Source organism: Novosphingobium sp. FKTRR1, assembly GCF_020404405.1.
GTDB lineage: Bacteria > Pseudomonadota > Alphaproteobacteria > Sphingomonadales > Sphingomonadaceae > Novosphingobium.
Genome location: NZ_JAIZDA010000009.1, coordinates 52,516 through 69,437, shown reverse-complemented (window position 1 = coordinate 69,437; position 16,922 = coordinate 52,516). Strand labels below are relative to the sequence as shown.

Here is a 16,922-nt window from a genome sequence, read left to right as displayed (position 1 = left end):
CGCGCCCGGTGCGCCAGCACCGGGCCGAAAGCCGATGCTACTTGCGCCGGTAGCGGAAGTACCAGACCTCATGCCCTTGCGCGCGGGCCTTGGCCTCGTAGCGGGTTTCGGGCCAGCCGCCCGGGCGCACGAGGAAGTCACGCGGGGCCTGCGCCAGCCATTCGAACTGGTCGGAATGGCGGCGCATGGTCATCAGCGCATGGCGCAGATAGATCGGGTGATCGGTGCCGAAGCGGAACTCGCCGCCCGGCTTGAGCTTGCGCGCAATCAGGTCAACCGGCCCGTCGTTCATCATCCGCCGCTTGGCATGGCGCGCCTTGGGCCAGGGGTCGGGGTGAAGCAGATAGAGGAATGACAGCGCGCCATCGGGCACCCGCGCCAGCACCTCCAGCGCATCGCCATGGTGGATGCGGACGTTACCGATCGGCGGATGTGCGCCGTTGTCGCCATCAAGGTGCGTCAGCGCCTGCGCGACGCCGTTGAGGAACGGCTCGGCGCCGATGAAGCCGTGGTCGGGTAGCATGTCGGCGCGCCCGGCCATGTGCTCGCCCCCGCCAAAGCCGATCTCGAAGTGCAGCGGGCAATCGCGGCCGAACAGACGGGTGGCGGTCACCTCGCCCTCAAGCGGCACGGCAATGCGCGGCAGCAGGGTATCGACCAGACCCTGCTGGGCAGTGCGCAAGGGTTTGCCCTTGGCACGGCCATAGAGTCGGTTGAGCGTGGTGGGATCGCCGGATTTGTAGGCTGTCATGGCCGCGCCCGATGGCAGGGGCAGCCGGCTTGGTCAATGGGGACCGGCCACCCATTGACCAAGCCGCTCCGGTTCAGAACGTGGCGACCTTGATCACGAAGCGGACATTGCGCCCCGGACTGATCACCAGATCCTTGTTGAGCGAGGCCGCATTGCGTTGCACCGCGTTGGTCAGGTTCTGGCCGACGATCGCGAACTCCACGCCCGGCAAGTTGCGAAACGGCCGCCACGAGGCTTGGGCATCGAGCGCATCATAAGCCGGGGTCGCCGAATCGAACCGCCCGAAATGGCTCTGCCGCCCGGCGTGGATCAGGTTGATGCCCGCGTCAAAGCGATCGCCCTGCCAGCCAAGGCCACCGCCCATGCGCCACGGCGGAATGCGGGGCACGTTGCTGCCGTCATCGAGCGTGGCGCGCGTCACATCGCCCATCAGCTTGGCCGAAAGCGTGCCGCCTTGCCCGCGCAGCAGGTCATAATGCGCCTCACCCTCGACACCCCGGAAGCGGGCGCCCTGCTGGCGATAGAACAGCTGGCGCAAGCTGCCATCGGTGCCGCAGACCCCGGCATCGTCGCACAGCTTGCCGGTCAGATCGCCATAGATGTAGTTGTTGAACCACGTGGCATAGACACTGCCGTCAAAGCGAAATGGCCCCTTGCGGATGCGCAGCGATCCCTCGAGCGAGTTGGCGCGCTCGGGCTTGAGTGTGGCGTCGCCAAGTTCGTAAGTGCCCGGACCATCGTGCGCCCCGCGTGCGAACAGTTCGGTCAGCGCCGGTGCGCGCGCAGTGCTGGCAAAAGTCAGGCCCAGCTTCACCGCGCCGGCCGGCTCATAAAGCACGCCGATGGCGCCGCTGACCGGGGTATAACTTACCCGCGTCGGCAGATCATTGACCGGAGTGCCGCTGATCGCGACCGATTCGATTCGTCCACTTGCCTCGAGGTGGAAGCGCCGCCCCAGCTTGGCATCGGTAAAGACATAACCGGCGATGGTCCGGGCCGTGGCGGGCGAGAGGTAGTCGCCGCCTTCGCCCAGCGCCGAAAAGGCGCGATGCTGGTACTCGCTGCCCAGCGCGATATTGCTGAACGGGCCGATCGGATTGGCGACCAGTTCGGCCCGCGCATCGTATTCCTTGTTCTTGAAAGTGGAGTTGGTGCTGCCGTCGGGGTTCTTTTCCTGATGCTGGTAATTGGCATAGCTGCCATCGAGCGTGAAGGCCTTGAACGCGCCTGAACCCAGATCGAAATACGACTTTGTCAGCACCTTGGTCTGCTTCATGTCGATGTAGGTAATGTCGCTGGGGATGCCGTAGCGCGCATCGTACTGCACCACGGCGGCGCCGATGCGGCTCTTGCCGTCGCCCAGAAACCAGCTTGCCCCGGCCGATTCGCCACTACCGCGAAAGAAGCTGTTGGCCTGACGGCCGAGCGGGGTGTCATAGTCCGAGGAATCGCGCACGAACCCATCGGCATGCAAGGCGACGTTGCCCGCTTTGGCATCGACCAGCCCGGCCCCCTGCCATGTATCCGAGACGCTGGCATACGTGCCCGAAGCCTCTGCCGCCAGCGGCGTCGATGACAGCGTCAGGGGCACGCGGTTGTTCAGGACGTTGACCACGCCGCCGATGGCCTGGCTGCCATAGCGCAGCGTTCCTGCGCCGCGCACCACTTCGATGCTGCGCGCGGCGAGCGGGTCGATCGGCACGCCATGATCAGGGCCGATGTCCGAAACGTCCGAGCTGCTGGTCCCATCCTCAAGCATGCGGACGCGGGTGGAATCCATGCCCCGGATGATCGGACGGCTGGCGCCTGCGGCGAAGCCGGAACTGGACACGCCCGGAATGTTGGCCAGCGCCTCGCCGATGCTCGATCCGCCAGACTTGAGGATCTGTTCGGCATCGACTTTGGCAACGATCGCAGGTGTCTCGTCGCGGGCATGGGCAAAGGGTGAGGCGGTAACGACGATCTGTTGCTGGGCGGATTGAGCGGCCGGGGACTGCTGCTGGCCATCGTCGGCCGCAACCGCAGCATCGGGTGCGGCCAAAGCAAGGGTCGGCGTGAGCGCGGCGAGCGCCACGCTGGTCGGGAAAACGAAACGCATTGCGGAAAACCTCCGGATGACGAGCGTCGACGGCTCGCCGGAAACACGACCGGCCAAGGGGGGAAGCCGGTGTGCGAGACAAAGTGCGATCAGCCTGAAGCGGTCGATTGCCAGTTCAGGCGTTCAAGCGTTCATCGACGGCGGCGGCGCGCGGCTTTGCCAGTTGTGCCCGGTCGCACGGTGCGCCGCATGGAGCGCGCAGGGGCGATGGCTCCAATCGACCGCTGCCGGGCGAGGCTGGAACGATGGCGCGTCAGGGGACAGGAAGGCGCCCGAGAACGCGCCTTCGCGCTCGATCGGACAGGTTTCGGAAACAGGCAGCCGGCGCTCGCCATCGCCGCTGGTCAGGCTGCGCGCGGCATGCATTCCGGCATTGGCCGGGGCATGGATATGGCTCTGCAGGACAAGGCCGTGCCACCCGAATGCGAACAGCAGCACGATCAGCCACGCCTGACGCAAGCGGGCCATCGCTCCTGTCGATTCGGGCCAGACGGCCGGTTTCACCCCATTCTCCTTGCCGAAGCGCCATCCAGCGCGACGCTGCCGCACGGCAGGCAGGGGGTTCAATATGTTATAGTATCACATTGAGCAAGGCTTAAGCTTTGCAAGCGGTTAAGCGCGCATCGAGCGTTGTGCGGATCGCTAGCCGATGGTGCTGGACCACACCGCAAGCCGTTCGGGAAACACGCTCATGGGAACGTTGCCGAGTTGGCCGCCGCCGATCAGGCGATGCCTTTTTACGCCAGCCCGACATAAGCCGCGCAGGCAGGGCAACGCATGACACCAAACAGCGGATCACCATTCGACGCCTGAGGGCTGCGGCGGGCCTCAGGCCTCAGCGCGCAGGCGCCCTCAGGCAGCGGCGATGGCTGTAAGATCGTCGGGATCACGCAGCACGTAGCCACGGCCCCACACGGTTTCGATGTAGTTTTCACCATCGCAGGCGTGCGCGAGCTTTTTGCGCAGCTTGCAGATGAACACGTCGATGATCTTCAGTTCCGGCTCATCCATCCCGCCGTACAGGTGGTTGAGGAACATTTCCTTGGTCAGCGTGGTGCCCTTGCGCAGCGAAAGCAACTCGAGCATCGCGTATTCCTTGCCGGTCAGGTGCACGCGCGCGCTATCGACTTCGACCGTCTTGGCGTCGAGATTGACCGAAAGCTTGCCGGTGCGGATGACCGACTGCGAATGCCCCTTCGAGCGGCGCACGACCGCGTGGATACGGGCGATCAGTTCTTCGCGATGGAAAGGCTTGGTCACATAGTCGTCGGCACCGAAACCGAACGAGCGGACTTTTGAATCCATTTCGGAGATACCGGACAAAATCAGCACCGGTGTCTGCACTTTGGCGACGCGCAGCTTCTTGAGCACATCGTACCCGTGCATGTCGGGCAGGTTCAGGTCGAGCAGGATGATGTCGTAATCATACAGCTTGCCCAGATCGAGGCCTTCCTCACCCAGATCGGTGGAGTAGACGTTAAACCCCTCAGCCGAAAGCATAAGCTCGATGGCCTTGGCCGTGGTAGGCTCATCCTCGATCAGCAGCACGCGCATTGATCAGCCCCTTCTTGCCATTTTGTGCCGGCAACAGCCCCTTCCCGGTCGTGATTTCAATCGGGTTCGTTCGGGTTCTGCCGTCCATTAACCATACGAGCAATGAACATGAAAGGTTAATTTAACGTCAATGCACCCGCTGTGAAGGCAAGGGTTAACCCGCATTCGCGGTTATGGCCGTCATTTGCCGGGGGTAGCAGCCGCCTTAGCCGCACCATGTGGTTTAGCCGATTCGGCAGGGGTGCCGGGTCCGCCACCGGTCTTTGCCCCAGCCGCAGGGGTCGGCGCCGCGCTGGGGGGAACGAACTGCACCTCGGCAAGGCGCTTTTCCACCTCGATCTTGTGCTGTGCGCCAACGCTGCGGATGACCTTGCGGATATCGTCGGCGTAGGGCGCGTCGGGTGGCGTATCCTTCAACTGATCGAACCACGCGTTGATCGCCCGCCGGTGCTGCCCGCCCAAGTCAAGCGACAGGGCCCTGAAATAGCGCGCCCGTGCATCCTTGGGGTTGAGCTTGAGCGCCTTTTCGAAGGCGGCGCGCGCCTCAGGCGGGATGCGTCCTTCGCGCTTGCTTGCCAGAACCAGCGATTCACCCAGAAACGAATAAGTCTCGGCGTGGGTGGGATCGAGCTTGTTCGCCTTGCGCAGCGCGGTGGCCGCAGCGGCATAGTCGCCGGTCTGGAAGTGCGACCAGCCCAGCTTGCGCCACGCATCGGCATCGTCGGGCGCATCCTTCAGCCGGGTTTCCAGCCGGGTGATCACGTCGTCGACGACAGGAGCCTCGCTCGACACGGGTTCGGGCGGGGCGACAACCGCAACTTGCGCCTTTTCCCCCCGATTGAATGCCATGCTGCCCGCGGCGGCAACGGCAACCGCAGCGGCGCCGAACAGCGCCCAACGCGGCAGGCGCGCGCGCGATCCGCCGCCTGTGTCATCCCCGCCCACGCCCACACCCACACCCGCGCCCACGCCCGAACCCTTGGCATCGGGCGAGTGGGTTGCGGACTGGGGATCGAAATCGGTCATCAATTGCTCCTGAAGCACCCCGAAGGTGCCCCTTGTTAAGGCCGCATATCGTGCCCGGGCGCATCGTTGCAAGCCGCGTGCATGGTCGATCCGGGTTGACGCTGCGGAAACTTGGAATTTGCGCCAAAGCGAACGCGCTCCCGGTCGATTTTTTCCGCGCACTGTGAGAGGCTGGCACCCATGGACAGGATCGATCCCGGAACCGGCCAGAAAGCCTCGCGGGCAGCGCATGGGCGGCAATTGCCTTGGTCCTGATCGCGCAGATCACCGACCTCCACCTTGGTTTTCCGGACGGTTGCGCCGGGGAAACCAACCGGCTGCGGCTCGATCGGACCCTGGCGGCGCTGGTCGCGCTCGATCCACTACCCGATCTGCTGCTGGCCACGGGAGACTTGTCCGAATTCGGTGACCGCCAAAGCTATGAACACTTGCGCGACGTGCTGGCCGGCCTTCCTTTTCCGGTCCATTTTGCGCTGGGCAACCACGACCAGCGCGCAGCCTTTCACGCCGCCTTTCCCGAAGCCCCCTTCGCCGAAGGGTTCCTGCACTATGCCATCGAAACGCCCGCCTTGCGCCTGCTGGTGCTCGATACGCTCGAGATCGACCGGCACGGTGGCGGTTTTTGCGAGGTGCGTGCCGCCTGGCTCACCGCACGGCTCGACGAAGCCCCCGACAAGCCCACGCTCATCGTCCAGCATCATCCGCCGATCGAGGTCGGCATTGCGTGGATGAATACCGATCCGGCCGAGCCCTGGGTGGAGCGGCTGGCCTCCTGCCTGCGCGGTCGCGCCAATGTGGTCGGCCTGATCTGCGGCCACCTCCACCGCGCCATCGCCGCGCAATGGGAAGGATTGACCGTCACCGTCTGCCCCGCAACCGCACCGCAAGTGGCACTCGATCTGCGCGCGATCGACCCCGCCCATCCCGATGCGCGCGCGATGATCGTGGCCGACCCGCCGGGCTTTGCGCTGCACTGGTGGAATGGCCGCCAGATCGTCACGCACTGGCAAACCTGCGAGGTGCATGAGGTGCTCGCCCGTTTTGACGTGCAACGCCAGCCGCTGATCGAACGGCTCCTGGCCGAACGACCGGCTCTCACCTGAGTTAACCCGCTGCCTAACGCACGCCCGCCAAGGTCTTCTGCCGTCTGCGTTGTACCGAACTGCCAAGGCCGATCGCCTCGCGATATTTGGCCACGGTCCGCCGGGCAAGATCGAAGCCGCGTTCGCGCAGCAACTCGACCAGCGCATCGTCCGACAGCACCGCTTTGGGATCTTCGGCATCGATCAACTGGCGGATCCCGGCCTTGACCGCTTCGGCCGAGACCGCACCTTCGCCATCGGCCGAAGCCACGCCCGAGGTGAAGAAGAATTTCAACTCGAACGTGCCGCGCTCGCAATGCAGGTACTTGTTCGAAGTGACCCGGCTGACGGTCGATTCGTGCATCGAGATCGTCTCGGCCACTGCCCGCAAGGTGAGCGGCCGCAGATGCGCCACACCATGGCGAAAGAACCCGTCCTGCTGGCGCACGATCTCGCTGGCGACCTTCAGGATGGTCTTTTGCCGCTGGTCGAGCGCCTTGACCAGCCAGTTGGCGTCGGCCAGCCGTTCGCCCAGCCACCCGCGCGCCTGTTTGCTGACACAGGCGCCGCGCATCTCGACATAATAGCTGCGGTTGATGATCAGACGCGGCAGCGTGGCCTGATTGAGCGCGACCGTCCAGTCACCGGCCTGCGCATCGGCGGCCTTGCTGCGCCGGACCAGAATGTCGGGCACCACCGCTTCGGCCGGACCGCTACCAAAACGCAAGCCCGGCTTGGGATCATAGCCGCGCAGTTCGGCCATCATCCCGGCAAAGTCCTCGTCATCGACCCCGCACATCCGCTTGAGCCGCGCCAGTTCACCGCGCGCCAGCAGATCGAGATTGTCGAGCAGGCGCGCCATGCAGGGATCATGGCGGTCCGCCTCACGCGCTTGCAGGGCAAGACATTCGGCCAGCGAGCGCGCGCCAACGCCGGTCGGATCAAGCGCCTGCACCAAGTCCAGCGCAGCCTCCACCCGCTCCAGCGGAACCCCCAGCGCGTTGGCGGTTTCGGCCAGCGAGGTCGTCAGATAGCCCGCTTCGTCAAGCTGATCGATCAGCCAGCGGGCGACGAACAACAACACTGGGTCGGACGTGGTCGCGCCGATCTGGCCGTGCAGGTGTTCGGCCAGCGTGGCATCAAGGCTGGCTCGTTCCTCGATGTCGGGCGCTTCGCCACCACCGCCGCTGCCGCTGGCACTTCCGCTGGCACCAGGCGCATCACTCCAGTCGCCGGTATCGCGGTCGCGGTCGAGCGTGGCGGGGTCGATATCCAGCGGGCGGTCATCCGCCGCCCTTCCCTCACCTACCAGTTGATCGACCGGTGAATTTTCCAGCGACGTGCGCCGCTGCGCCTCTGCCTCGGACGGGGCGATGTCAGAATCGGCGCTGCCCGCGCTCTCGCCGATCTCGAGCAGCGGGTTGGCGTCGAGCGCCTCGCCGATGAAGGCTTCGACCTCAAGGTTCGACAGCGCCAGCAGCTTGATGGCCTGCTGCAACTGCGGCGTCATAACCAGCGACTGGCTCTGCCTGAGATCCAGTCTTGGGCCCAGCGCCATCCTTGTCATCCCCTCCGCATCATGCGCATGGCCTTACAGGGTGAAGCCTTCACCCAGGTAAAGACGGCGCACGTTGGGGTCTGCGACCAGCGCTTCGGGGCTTCCCGAAAACAGCACCTGCCCGCCATAGATGATGCAGGCGCGGTCAACGATATCAAGCGTTTCGCGTACGTTGTGGTCGGTGATCAGCACCCCGACGCCGCGCCGCTTCAGATCCTTGACCAGATGGCGGATCTCGTTGATCGACAGCGGATCGATACCGGCAAAGGGTTCATCCAGCAGGATGATCGAGGGCCGTGCCGCCAGCGCACGCGCGATCTCGCAGCGCCGCCGCTCGCCGCCCGACAGTGCCATGGCCGGGCTGGTACGCAACCGGGTCAGGCCGAACTCGTCGAGCAGCCGTTCCAGCTCGGCTTCGCGCGTCGCCTTGTCGGGTTCGCCCAGTTCGAGGACGGTGGCGATGTTCTGCTCCACCGTCATGCCACGGAAGATCGAAGTTTCCTGTGGCAGATAGCCCAGTCCCAGCATCGCGCGACGATACATCGGCAGCCGCGTGATATCGACGCCATCGAGCAGGATGCGCCCCGAGTCGGGCCGGACCAGTCCCATGATCGAATAGAAGCATGTGGTCTTGCCGGCGCCATTGGGGCCGAGCAGGCCCAGTACCTCGCCCTTGGCCACCGACAGCGAGATATCGGTCAGAACCGCGCGCTTGTCATAGGACTTGGCGATCGAGACGACCTCAAGCCCGCCCTGTTCAAGGCTGCTTGGGGCCGCCGCCTGCGTCGCACCGCTGCGAACGGGTGCCGCGAATTCGTCTGCCAGGGCCGTCATTGCCGTGCCGTCTCGCCTTCCTTCACGCCTGTTTCGCGCTTGTCCGGGCGCTAACGGCGGTTGTCATCCGGGGCCTCATAGCCCGCCCGGCGCGTCGGGCAAAGAGCGCGCACGCATGATCTGGCAGGATTTGTGCATGGTGCGACCCGATACTATCAGGTTTCACCCTTATGGTCCGCCCCGTCCCGCTTTGAAAACCGATCACACTTGAAACCCGTTTCGATGCGTGATCTAGTCGAAGGTGGAGAGACAAAACAAAGGGACGGCTATGAACAAGTCCTTCGGCAGCGGAATCCATCTGGTTTCGCGGCACAGTCAGGTCGACTGGCGCAAGCGCATGAGCGACACGGTCGCTTATGGCCTGCTGGTTTACACCGGCCTGCAGATTTTCGTCACGATGCATGCGATCGACGGCAAGGGCAGTTCGCTGCTGCCGCTGTTCGCGCTGGTGGTGCTGGTGGCCGCAATCATCCCGTTGTTCCGTCACTTCGAACGCCGATGGGAAGGATTGGATGACATCGCCGCTGCCGATCCCGCACGCGGCGCCGCCTTCCGCCGCGATCGTATCGCCGTGTGGCTATTGTCGATCGGCCTGCCGTTCCTCGTCACCGGTCTGTTCAAGGCGGTCGTCAGCGCGATCTGAGGGGCAGCGAGCCCCCAGGAAACTGCTGGCACCTTCCAAGGTGCACCGATTCAGGCGCACCGATTCAGGCGCACTGATTCAGGCGCACCGGCTAGGCAGCTCCCCTTGCCTGCCAACCATGACGTTGCGCAATCTCTCCCCGCCGCCTAGATCGCGGTCTTTCTTTGCGAAAGGCCCGACAATGCTCACGCCCGCCCAAGCCCAGGACCGCTGCGAGGCCTTGATCGCGCGTGCGCGCCGCGCCGGAGCCGAAGCGAGCGATGCTGTCTACATCGCCAACTCGTCCGAATCCGTGGCCGTGCGGCTTGGCGCGCTCGAAGATGTCGAGCGTTCGGAATCCGAACAGGTTTCGCTGCGCGTGTTTGCCGGTGGCGGCTCGGCCTCGATCGGGTCGACCGATCTTGGCGATGAAGCGCTGGATGAACTGGCCGCACGGGCCGTGGCGATGGCCCGGCTTGCCCCGCCCGACGCCTTTGCCGGGCTGGCCGATGCGGGACTGCTGCTGCGCGGCGATGTGCCTGACCTGGACCTTGACGATGGGAGCGACCCCGCGCCGGCCGATCTGCGCCGCCTTGCCCAAGCCGCAGAGGACGCGGCGCGTGCGGTTCCCGGCGTGACCAACAGCGAGGGCGGCGGCGCCTCTTCCGGGCGCAGCGTGGTGGCTCTGGCCACCAGCCACGGATTTGGTGGAGGCTATTCAGCCAGCAACCATGGCCTTTCGGCCAGCGTGGTGGCGGGCGAAGGCGGCAACATGCAGCGCGACTATGGCTGGCGCAGCGTGCGCCACGCCGCCGATCTGGCCGCGCCCGAGGTCATCGGGCTTGAGGCCGGCACCCGCGCGGTGCGCCGCCTGAACCCCGCACGGGTGAAAAGCGGAACCAGCACGATCGTGTTCGATCCGCGCGTCGGCGGCACGCTGGTCGGCCACTTGCTCGGCGCGATCAGCGGTGCATCGATTGCCCGGCGCTCCAGCTTTCTGCTCGATCGGGATGGCGCGCAGATATTCGATTCCTCGATCACCATCGTCGATGAACCGCTGCGCCTGCGCGGCCTGCGCTCGCGCCCGTTCGACGGCGAGGGTCTGCCCACTGCACCGCGCGCACTGGTCGAGAACGGCCGGCTGACCGGTTGGCTGATGGATTCAGCGGCCGCGCGCCAGCTCGGTCAGGCGCCGACCGGCCATGCCGGACGCGGCGGTTCGGGCGCGCCGCACATCAGCGCCGCCAACGTCGTGCTGCAACCCGGCGCGGTGGCGCCCGAAGCGCTGATGGCCGACATCGTCGATGGGATCTACGTGACCGAATTGATCGGCCAGGGCGTCAACGGCGTGACCGGTGACTACAGCCGCGGTGCATCGGGATTTCGGATCGTGCGCGGCGAGATCACCGAGCCGGTCGCCGAATTCACCATTGCGGGCAATCTGATCGACATGTTTGCAGCGCTCGTCGCCGCCGATGATCTGGAACTGCAGCGCGGTATCGACACGCCCACGCTGCGGATCGACCGCATGAGTGTTGCCGGCGACTGAAGCTGCCCTGCCAATCAATGACAAAAGGGCCGCCGCAGGAATCCCTGTGGCGGCCCTTTTTGATTGGTCTGAGGAAACGCAGCCCCGGTCGGGAGCCCGCCAGCCGATCAGGCGTCCTTGTTGGCGTTATAGCGCTCGATCGCCTCGATGGTGATCTGCTTGGCGTCTTCCGCACCGCCCCAGGTGCCGACGCGAACCCACTTTTCCTTCTCCAGATCCTTGTAGTGGGTGAAGAAGTGTTCGATCTGCAGCAGCACGATCTCGGGCAGATCGTCCTTTTCCTTCACGTCCGAATAGTACGGGAAGGTCGAATCGTCGGGAACGCAGACCAGCTTTTCATCGCCGCCGTGCTCGTCCTCAAGGTTCAGCACCGCGATCGGGCGTGCGCGCACGACCGAGCCGGGCACGAACGGCGAGCGGGCAATGACCAGCGCATCGAGCGGGTCGCCATCGGGCGAAAGCGTGTGGGGAACGAAGCCGTAGTTGGCCGGATAGCGCATCGGCGTGTGCAGAATGCGATCGACGAACAGCGCGCCCGACGCCTTGTCGAATTCGTACTTCACCGGCTCGCCGCCGATCGGCACTTCAATGACGACGTTCAGGCTTTCCGGGGGATTCTTGCCAGTCGGAATCAAGTCGATACGCATTGTGTGCCCCTGCTTGGCGTGGAGTTCCGGCCCTTGCCTCTAGCGGCGCGCCTTGTGCATCGCAACAACACACTTATGGTAGACTTTCGGTTAACCCGTAGCCCCGCCGATGACATTTATGGTGAAGGCGATCACCCCGATGTTGAACACGAAGGCGGCAAGGCAGTGGACGATCGCGATCCGACGGATGGCGCGCCCGGACATTTCGACGTCCGCCGTCTGAAACGTCATGCCCAGCGTGAACGAGAAGTAGAGGAAATCGAGGTAGTCCGGCGGCTCGTCCCCCGGAAAGGCAAGTCCCTTGCGATCTGAACCACTTGCGGGGTCAATCCGATAGTATTCGTGGGCATAGTGCAGCGCATAGACGACATTGGCGAACAGCCAGGTCAGCGCCAGCGTGCCGATCAGCTTGCCCACCGCGATCAGGTTGCCCTTGCCGGCATTGGGCAGTTCGCCGACGATGGCAGCCAGGATCACGATCGTCAGGATCGTCGTGACAGCCAGAACGACGGCGCGGTTGGCATCGTTCCGCGCCGAATTCGCGCGCATCGCTCCGATATCGCAGGCGCGAAACAGCGGCCAGAGCGACGCGAAGAACATGACCGCGGCAAAGTCGAAGCCGATCGCCAGCGAATCGGTCACCCGATGCCCGCCAAAGCCGATCCGCCATCCGACATAGCCCAGCGGCAGCAACAGCAGGAACATCAGGAAGCGCGGCGGCGCCAACCGCTTGCCCACCCAATACGCGGTCGCCGCCGCCCGGTGCCGTGCCAAGCTCTGCCCCCTATTTCGCGCGCGCGGCGCGGGGCGAGAGCAGCCAGTCCAGTCCGCCCGGCCCCGTGGCCCCCGGTGTCCGTTCAAGCCAGGGCCAACGCAGCCCATCGTGATAATCGACCGGCACCGTGGTGAAGCGGTCGTCGCGCTTGATCAGCAGTTCCACCGCCTTGCCCGCGCCCTTGGCCGCAGTGATCGCGGCCTTGATCGTGTCCTGATCATAGGCCGTGCCGTTGACCGCCACGATCGTCACACCCGGCACAATCCCGGCCTTGAACGCGGCGCTGTCCCAGCGGGTACCGGTGATCTTGCCGTCCTTGTCCAGATTGATGCCCAGCGAGTGCCACAGCGACAGCGTCTTGGCCGCGCCCATCCGCGCCTTGTCAAAGACGTTTGGCTCGTCCTTCCACACCAGCCGATATCCGCCGCGTTCGATCCCGCCAAGCGGTGCAGGCTGGCCCGGGGTCTGGATGCGGGTCTTGAGGAACCCGGCCCAATCATAAGCATAGACGCCGTTCAGCGTCGCCACCACATCGTCGAATTCGTAGGGAACCACACCCCAATCGCCCTCACGCAAGCCGAAGAAGGTGCGGGCGAAGTCATCGAGCCCCTTCTTGCCTTGCGTGCCGGCGCGGATGATCTGGTCGGCTTCGAGCCACACCAGCGCGCCTTCGGTGTAGTATTCCTCCTGCCGCGACAGCGACGGGAACGGCTTGGGCCGCCGCGCCGCGAATACGGGATCGTGCGTGGTGTCCTCGACCGAGCGCCATTCGCGGCCCGGATACTGGGTGAAGCTGCCCGCCCAGTTGGCCAGCGAGCCCAGCACCATGTCCTTGCTCTGCACGCCCGAGCGCGCCGCGAGCACATAGCCCCAGAACTGCGTCTGCCCTTCATAGACCCACAGCAGGTTGTCCTGCATCGGCGTGCGGTAATCCGGCGTCCACAGCTTGGCCGGGCGACGGAACTTGCCGTCCCACGAATGGGTGAACTCGTGCGCGATGACGTTGCGGTCCCAATCACCGCCCGCCCAGTCGATCCACGTGCGCGGCTCGTACTGGTTCTCGCTCGACCGGTGGTGCTCAAGCCCGACCCCGCTCATGCGGTCGGTCAGCGCCAGCAGCAGGTCGTAGTGGTCGAAGTGGCGCACGCCGAACGTCGCCTGCGCTTCGGCCACCAGATTGCGATAGACCTGCAGGTTCTCGGGCTTGATCGCCAGCAGCTCCGGCTTGTCGGCTACCGCATCGAGATAGACGTTCCAGCCCAGATCGAAGCGGCGGGCATGGGCCCCGGCGAAAATCGGCGAATCGACCAGCGTTTCGTAGTCGGTGGCGTCCCAGCTTACGCGGGTTGGCGCTCCGGCGGCCCCCCCGGCAACCTCGGTCTTGCCGTCAAGTGCAGTGAACACGCTCCATCCGGCCGGCACACTCACCGTCGGCTTGATCTTGATCTGACGCACGTAGTGCCCGGCGGGATAGAGGCTCATCTTCTCCCATTCGAGGTTGAGCATCTCGCGCGTGATCACCACGCGGCCCTCATCCTCGCGAAGGGGCGAGGTGTGGACGAAGCGTGCGGTCACCGCCACGGTTCCGGCGGGCACATCGACATGGAAGGCATAGACGTCGACCGGATCGCGCGTCCATGTCAGTGGTTTGTCACCGGCAAAGAACTGGACGCCCGCCAATTGCGGCATTGGTCCGCGCGGGCCGTGATTGCCGGGCAGCCATTCGGGGTAGAGCAGCGTCAGCCGGGTGGTGTTGGCACCCACCGGGATCGTCTCGACCACGCGGAACGCTCCGGTGGCAAGGTCGCTGGCATCGATATCGAGCGTGATCGTGCCCGGATAGGCCACGTCCTGCGGATCGGGCACGGTGGTGACGATCGGCACCGCCTGCGGGCGGGTGTTGCCCGCAGGCTGGACCTGCGCGATGGCAACTGGGGCGGCGAGCGATGCGGCGGCAAGCACGGTAACGGCAGCGGCGGCGAGGAGCGGAAAGCGCGTCTTGATCATGGGTTGCAGGTCATGGCGGCAACCGCTTGCCACTGCAACCATCTGCACACACCTTTTCTTGCCCGCCTTTTCTTGATCGCCATGACAGGCTAAGCGCGCGGACATCATGACCATCCAGACACCACAGGCCATTCGCGGCACCCAGGACATCTTCGGCCCCGACGCCGAGGCATTCGGCTTCGTAGTCGAAACCTTCGAGCGCGTGCGGCGGCTGTACCGCTTTCGCCGGGTGGAGATGCCGGTGTTCGAAAAGACCGCGGTGTTCAGCCGCAGTCTGGGCGAGACGACCGACGTCGTGTCCAAGGAAATGTACAGCTTCGACGATCGCGGCGGTGAATCGCTGACCCTGCGCCCCGAGTTCACGGCCGGGCTGGCCCGCGCCTACCTGACCGATGGCTGGCAGCAATACGCGCCGGTGAAGCTGGCCACGCATGGCCCGGTATTCCGCTACGAACGCCCGCAGAAGGGGCGCTATCGCCAGTTCCACCAGATCGACGCTGAAGTGATCGGTGCGGCCGAACCGCAGGCCGACGTCGAACTGCTGGTGATGGCAGACCAGATCATCAAGGAACTGGGCATTGCCGATGGCGTTACCTTGCAGCTCAACACGCTGGGCGATGCCGCCAGCCGCGAGGCCTGGCGCCATGCGCTGATCGGCTATTTCCGCGACCATACCGCATCGCTGAGCGAGGATTCGCAGGACCGGCTGGAGCGCAATCCCTTGCGCATCCTCGATTCGAAAGACCCGCGCGACAAGCCCTTCACCGCCGATGCGCCCCGCATCGACGACTTCCTGACCGCAGAGGCGCAGGACTTCTTTGCCAAGGTTACAGCGGGCCTCGATGCCGCAGGCGTCGAGTGGACCCGCAGCCCGGCGCTGGTGCGCGGGCTGGACTACTACCGCCACACCGCGTTCGAATTCGTCACCGACCGGCTGGGCGCCCAAGGCACCGTGCTCGGTGGCGGCCGCTACGACGGCCTGATCGAAGCACTCGGCGGCCCGCACACGCCTGCAGTCGGCTGGGCAGCCGGGATCGAACGGCTGGCGATGCTGGTGGGGGATCGGGCGGAACCGGTTTTGGATGTCGTCGTGGTGGCTGAGAGCGCAGACAGGGAAATCGAAGCACAAGCACTTGTCGCGCGGTTGCGCCGAGCCGGAGCGATTGCGGAACTGGTTGCCAGTGGCAGTCTGCGAAAGCGGTTCGACAGAGCCAAGAAGCTCAATCCGGCGTCGATCGTTTCGCTTGACCAGCGAGATGGCAACAAGACCCAGAATTTTCGGCCATTGCGGCCTGAAGTTGCCGGGATGGAGCTGGCCGGCAAGGTCTTTGCGGCCTTTTATGCGGACATGCAGTGAGCGTATCCGACACCCGTCTCTCGCAGATCACCAGCCGCCTTGCCGAACTGGAAGCGCGGCTGGCTTCGGGTACGCTGGAGGGGGCGGACTTCATCGCGGCCAGTCGCGACTATGCCGAGCTGGAGCCGGTGGCGCGCGCGGCCGGTGATGTGCAGGCCATGCGCAGCGAACTGGCGAGTCTTGCCGCGCTCGACGATCCTGAAATGCGCGAACTGGCCGAGGAAGAGATAGCGCACCTGAAAGTGGCGCTGCCCGAGGCCGAGCATCGACTGGCCATCGCGCTGCTGCCCCGCGATTCGGCCGACAGCCGCCCGGCGATGCTTGAAATCCGCGCAGGCACGGGCGGGGACGAGGCCGCGCTGTTCGCCGCCGACCTCTATCGCATGTACGAGCGCTTCGCCGCAGAGCAGGGCTGGCGGGTCGAGATGGTCAGCGCCAACGCCAACGAACTGGGTGGGTTCAAGGAAGTGGTCGCCAACGTGGCGGGCACGGGCGTGTTCGCCCGGCTGAAGTTCGAAAGCGGGGTCCACCGCGTGCAACGCGTACCCGTGACCGAAAGTGGCGGGCGTATCCACACCAGCGCCGCCACGGTCGCCGTGCTGCCAGAACCAGACGAGGTCGACGTGCAGATCGATCCGGGCGACCTGAAGATCGACATCTACCGCGCATCGGGCGCGGGCGGGCAGCACGTCAACACCACCGATTCGGCGGTGCGGTTGACCCACTTGCCGACCGGGCTCGTCGTGATTCAGCAGGACCAGCGCAGCCAGCACAAGAACCGCGACAAGGCGATGCAGGTGCTGCGCACGCGGCTCTACGACTTGCGCCGCGATCAGGCGCAAGGCGCCGAGGCCGAGGCGCGCCGCGCGATGGTCGGCAGCGGCGACCGGTCCGAGCGCATCCGCACCTACAATTTCCCGCAAGGCCGCGTCACCGATCACCGCATCAACCTGACGCTGCACCGCCTGCCCGAAATCCTTGAAGGACCGGGGCTTGGCGAACTGATCGACGCGCTGACCGCCGAAGATCAGGCCAAGCGGCTGGCCGCGATGGACCAGTAAG

The 16,922-nt window shown here is 65.2% G+C and carries 15 protein-coding genes; 5 read left to right on the top strand and 10 right to left on the bottom strand.

All coding sequences use genetic code 11. The features are described from left to right. Positions 1-37: 37 nt before the first annotated feature. From LDN95_RS10730 to LDN95_RS10710, 5 genes are all read right to left on the bottom strand, one after another. Entirely contained in the window at positions 38-751 is a 714-nt protein-coding gene (locus LDN95_RS10730; protein WP_226017674.1) for a tRNA (guanosine(46)-N(7))-methyltransferase TrmB, read from the bottom strand. Between the two features lie 73 nt (positions 752-824). Next, positions 825-2,849 (bottom strand): TonB-dependent receptor, encoded by a 2,025-nt coding sequence (locus LDN95_RS10725; protein ID WP_226017673.1) that lies wholly within the window; start codon positions 2,847-2,849, stop codon positions 825-827. A 123-nt stretch (positions 2,850-2,972) separates the two neighbouring features. Next, the gene (locus LDN95_RS10720) at positions 2,973-3,353 is read right to left on the bottom strand and encodes a hypothetical protein (RefSeq protein ID WP_226017672.1); all 381 of its coding nucleotides are present in this window, start codon (positions 3,351-3,353) and stop codon (positions 2,973-2,975) included. Between the two features lie 348 nt (positions 3,354-3,701). Beyond that, positions 3,702-4,403, bottom strand: coding sequence for a response regulator transcription factor CtrA (gene ctrA / locus LDN95_RS10715; RefSeq protein WP_226017671.1), 702 nt, complete (start codon positions 4,401-4,403; stop codon positions 3,702-3,704). A 180-nt stretch (positions 4,404-4,583) separates the two neighbouring features. Next, on the bottom strand, positions 4,584-5,429 hold the full coding sequence (locus tag LDN95_RS10710; RefSeq protein WP_226017670.1) for a tetratricopeptide repeat protein: 846 nt from the start codon (positions 5,427-5,429) through the stop codon (positions 4,584-4,586). 245 nt (positions 5,430-5,674) lie between these two features. On the opposite strand from LDN95_RS10710, the gene LDN95_RS10705 reads away from it, so the two are divergent. Further along, positions 5,675-6,532, top strand: coding sequence for a metallophosphoesterase (locus LDN95_RS10705; protein WP_226017669.1), 858 nt, complete (start codon positions 5,675-5,677; stop codon positions 6,530-6,532). A 13-nt stretch (positions 6,533-6,545) separates the two neighbouring features. Here LDN95_RS10705 and rpoN read toward each other — a convergent pair whose 3' ends face one another. Both rpoN and lptB read right to left on the bottom strand, forming a co-directional pair. Further along, positions 6,546-8,069, bottom strand: a complete 1,524-nt coding sequence (gene rpoN / locus LDN95_RS10700) for an RNA polymerase factor sigma-54 (RefSeq protein WP_226017668.1) — start codon at positions 8,067-8,069, stop codon at positions 6,546-6,548. Positions 8,070-8,102: 33 nt separating this feature from the next. Next, positions 8,103-8,903, bottom strand: coding sequence for an LPS export ABC transporter ATP-binding protein (gene lptB, locus LDN95_RS10695; protein ID WP_226017667.1), 801 nt, complete (start codon positions 8,901-8,903; stop codon positions 8,103-8,105). Positions 8,904-9,171: 268 nt separating this feature from the next. Between lptB and LDN95_RS10690 the strand changes: the two genes are divergently transcribed. Both LDN95_RS10690 and LDN95_RS10685 read left to right on the top strand, forming a co-directional pair. Next, entirely contained in the window at positions 9,172-9,546 is a 375-nt protein-coding gene (locus LDN95_RS10690; RefSeq protein ID WP_226017666.1) for a hypothetical protein, read from the top strand. A 181-nt stretch (positions 9,547-9,727) separates the two neighbouring features. Beyond that, the gene (locus LDN95_RS10685) at positions 9,728-11,074 is read left to right on the top strand and encodes a TldD/PmbA family protein (protein WP_226017665.1); all 1,347 of its coding nucleotides are present in this window, start codon (positions 9,728-9,730) and stop codon (positions 11,072-11,074) included. 107 nt (positions 11,075-11,181) lie between these two features. Here LDN95_RS10685 and ppa read toward each other — a convergent pair whose 3' ends face one another. From ppa to LDN95_RS10670, 3 genes are all read right to left on the bottom strand, one after another. Then, on the bottom strand, positions 11,182-11,721 hold the full coding sequence (gene ppa / locus LDN95_RS10680; protein WP_226017664.1) for an inorganic diphosphatase: 540 nt from the start codon (positions 11,719-11,721) through the stop codon (positions 11,182-11,184). 90 nt (positions 11,722-11,811) lie between these two features. Beyond that, positions 11,812-12,495 carry a DUF1345 domain-containing protein gene (locus LDN95_RS10675; protein WP_226017663.1) on the bottom strand — a complete coding sequence of 228 codons (684 nt, stop codon included), beginning with the start codon at positions 12,493-12,495 and terminating at the stop codon, positions 11,812-11,814. 10 nt (positions 12,496-12,505) lie between these two features. After that, the gene (locus tag LDN95_RS10670) at positions 12,506-14,503 is read right to left on the bottom strand and encodes a M61 family metallopeptidase (protein WP_226017662.1); all 1,998 of its coding nucleotides are present in this window, start codon (positions 14,501-14,503) and stop codon (positions 12,506-12,508) included. A gap of 106 nt (positions 14,504-14,609) precedes the next feature. Between LDN95_RS10670 and hisS the strand changes: the two genes are divergently transcribed. After that, on the top strand, positions 14,610-15,860 hold the full coding sequence (hisS, locus tag LDN95_RS10665; protein WP_226017661.1) for a histidine--tRNA ligase: 1,251 nt from the start codon (positions 14,610-14,612) through the stop codon (positions 15,858-15,860). Further along, entirely contained in the window at positions 15,857-16,921 is a 1,065-nt protein-coding gene (gene prfA, locus LDN95_RS10660; protein WP_226017660.1) for a peptide chain release factor 1, read from the top strand. The genes hisS and prfA overlap by 4 nt, the downstream gene beginning before the upstream one ends. Position 16,922: the final 1 nt, after the last annotated feature.

Excerpts from the sequence above, each read along its gene's own strand:
- LDN95_RS10730 (WP_226017674.1), bottom strand. The coding sequence starts at position 751 with ATGACAGCCTACAAATCCGGCGATCCCACCACGCTCAACCGACTCTAT.
- LDN95_RS10725 (WP_226017673.1), bottom strand. The coding sequence starts at position 2,849 with ATGCGTTTCGTTTTCCCGACCAGCGTGGCGCTCGCCGCGCTCACGCCG.
- ctrA (WP_226017671.1), bottom strand. The coding sequence starts at position 4,403 with ATGCGCGTGCTGCTGATCGAGGATGAGCCTACCACGGCCAAGGCCATC.
- LDN95_RS10710 (WP_226017670.1), bottom strand. The coding sequence starts at position 5,429 with ATGACCGATTTCGATCCCCAGTCCGCAACCCACTCGCCCGATGCCAAG.
- rpoN (WP_226017668.1), bottom strand. The coding sequence starts at position 8,069 with ATGGCGCTGGGCCCAAGACTGGATCTCAGGCAGAGCCAGTCGCTGGTT.
- lptB (WP_226017667.1), bottom strand. The coding sequence starts at position 8,903 with ATGACGGCCCTGGCAGACGAATTCGCGGCACCCGTTCGCAGCGGTGCG.
- LDN95_RS10690 (WP_226017666.1), top strand. The coding sequence starts at position 9,172 with ATGAACAAGTCCTTCGGCAGCGGAATCCATCTGGTTTCGCGGCACAGT.
- LDN95_RS10685 (WP_226017665.1), top strand. The coding sequence starts at position 9,728 with ATGCTCACGCCCGCCCAAGCCCAGGACCGCTGCGAGGCCTTGATCGCG.
- ppa (WP_226017664.1), bottom strand. The coding sequence starts at position 11,721 with ATGCGTATCGACTTGATTCCGACTGGCAAGAATCCCCCGGAAAGCCTG.
- LDN95_RS10670 (WP_226017662.1), bottom strand. The coding sequence starts at position 14,503 with ATGATCAAGACGCGCTTTCCGCTCCTCGCCGCCGCTGCCGTTACCGTG.
- hisS (WP_226017661.1), top strand. The coding sequence starts at position 14,610 with ATGACCATCCAGACACCACAGGCCATTCGCGGCACCCAGGACATCTTC.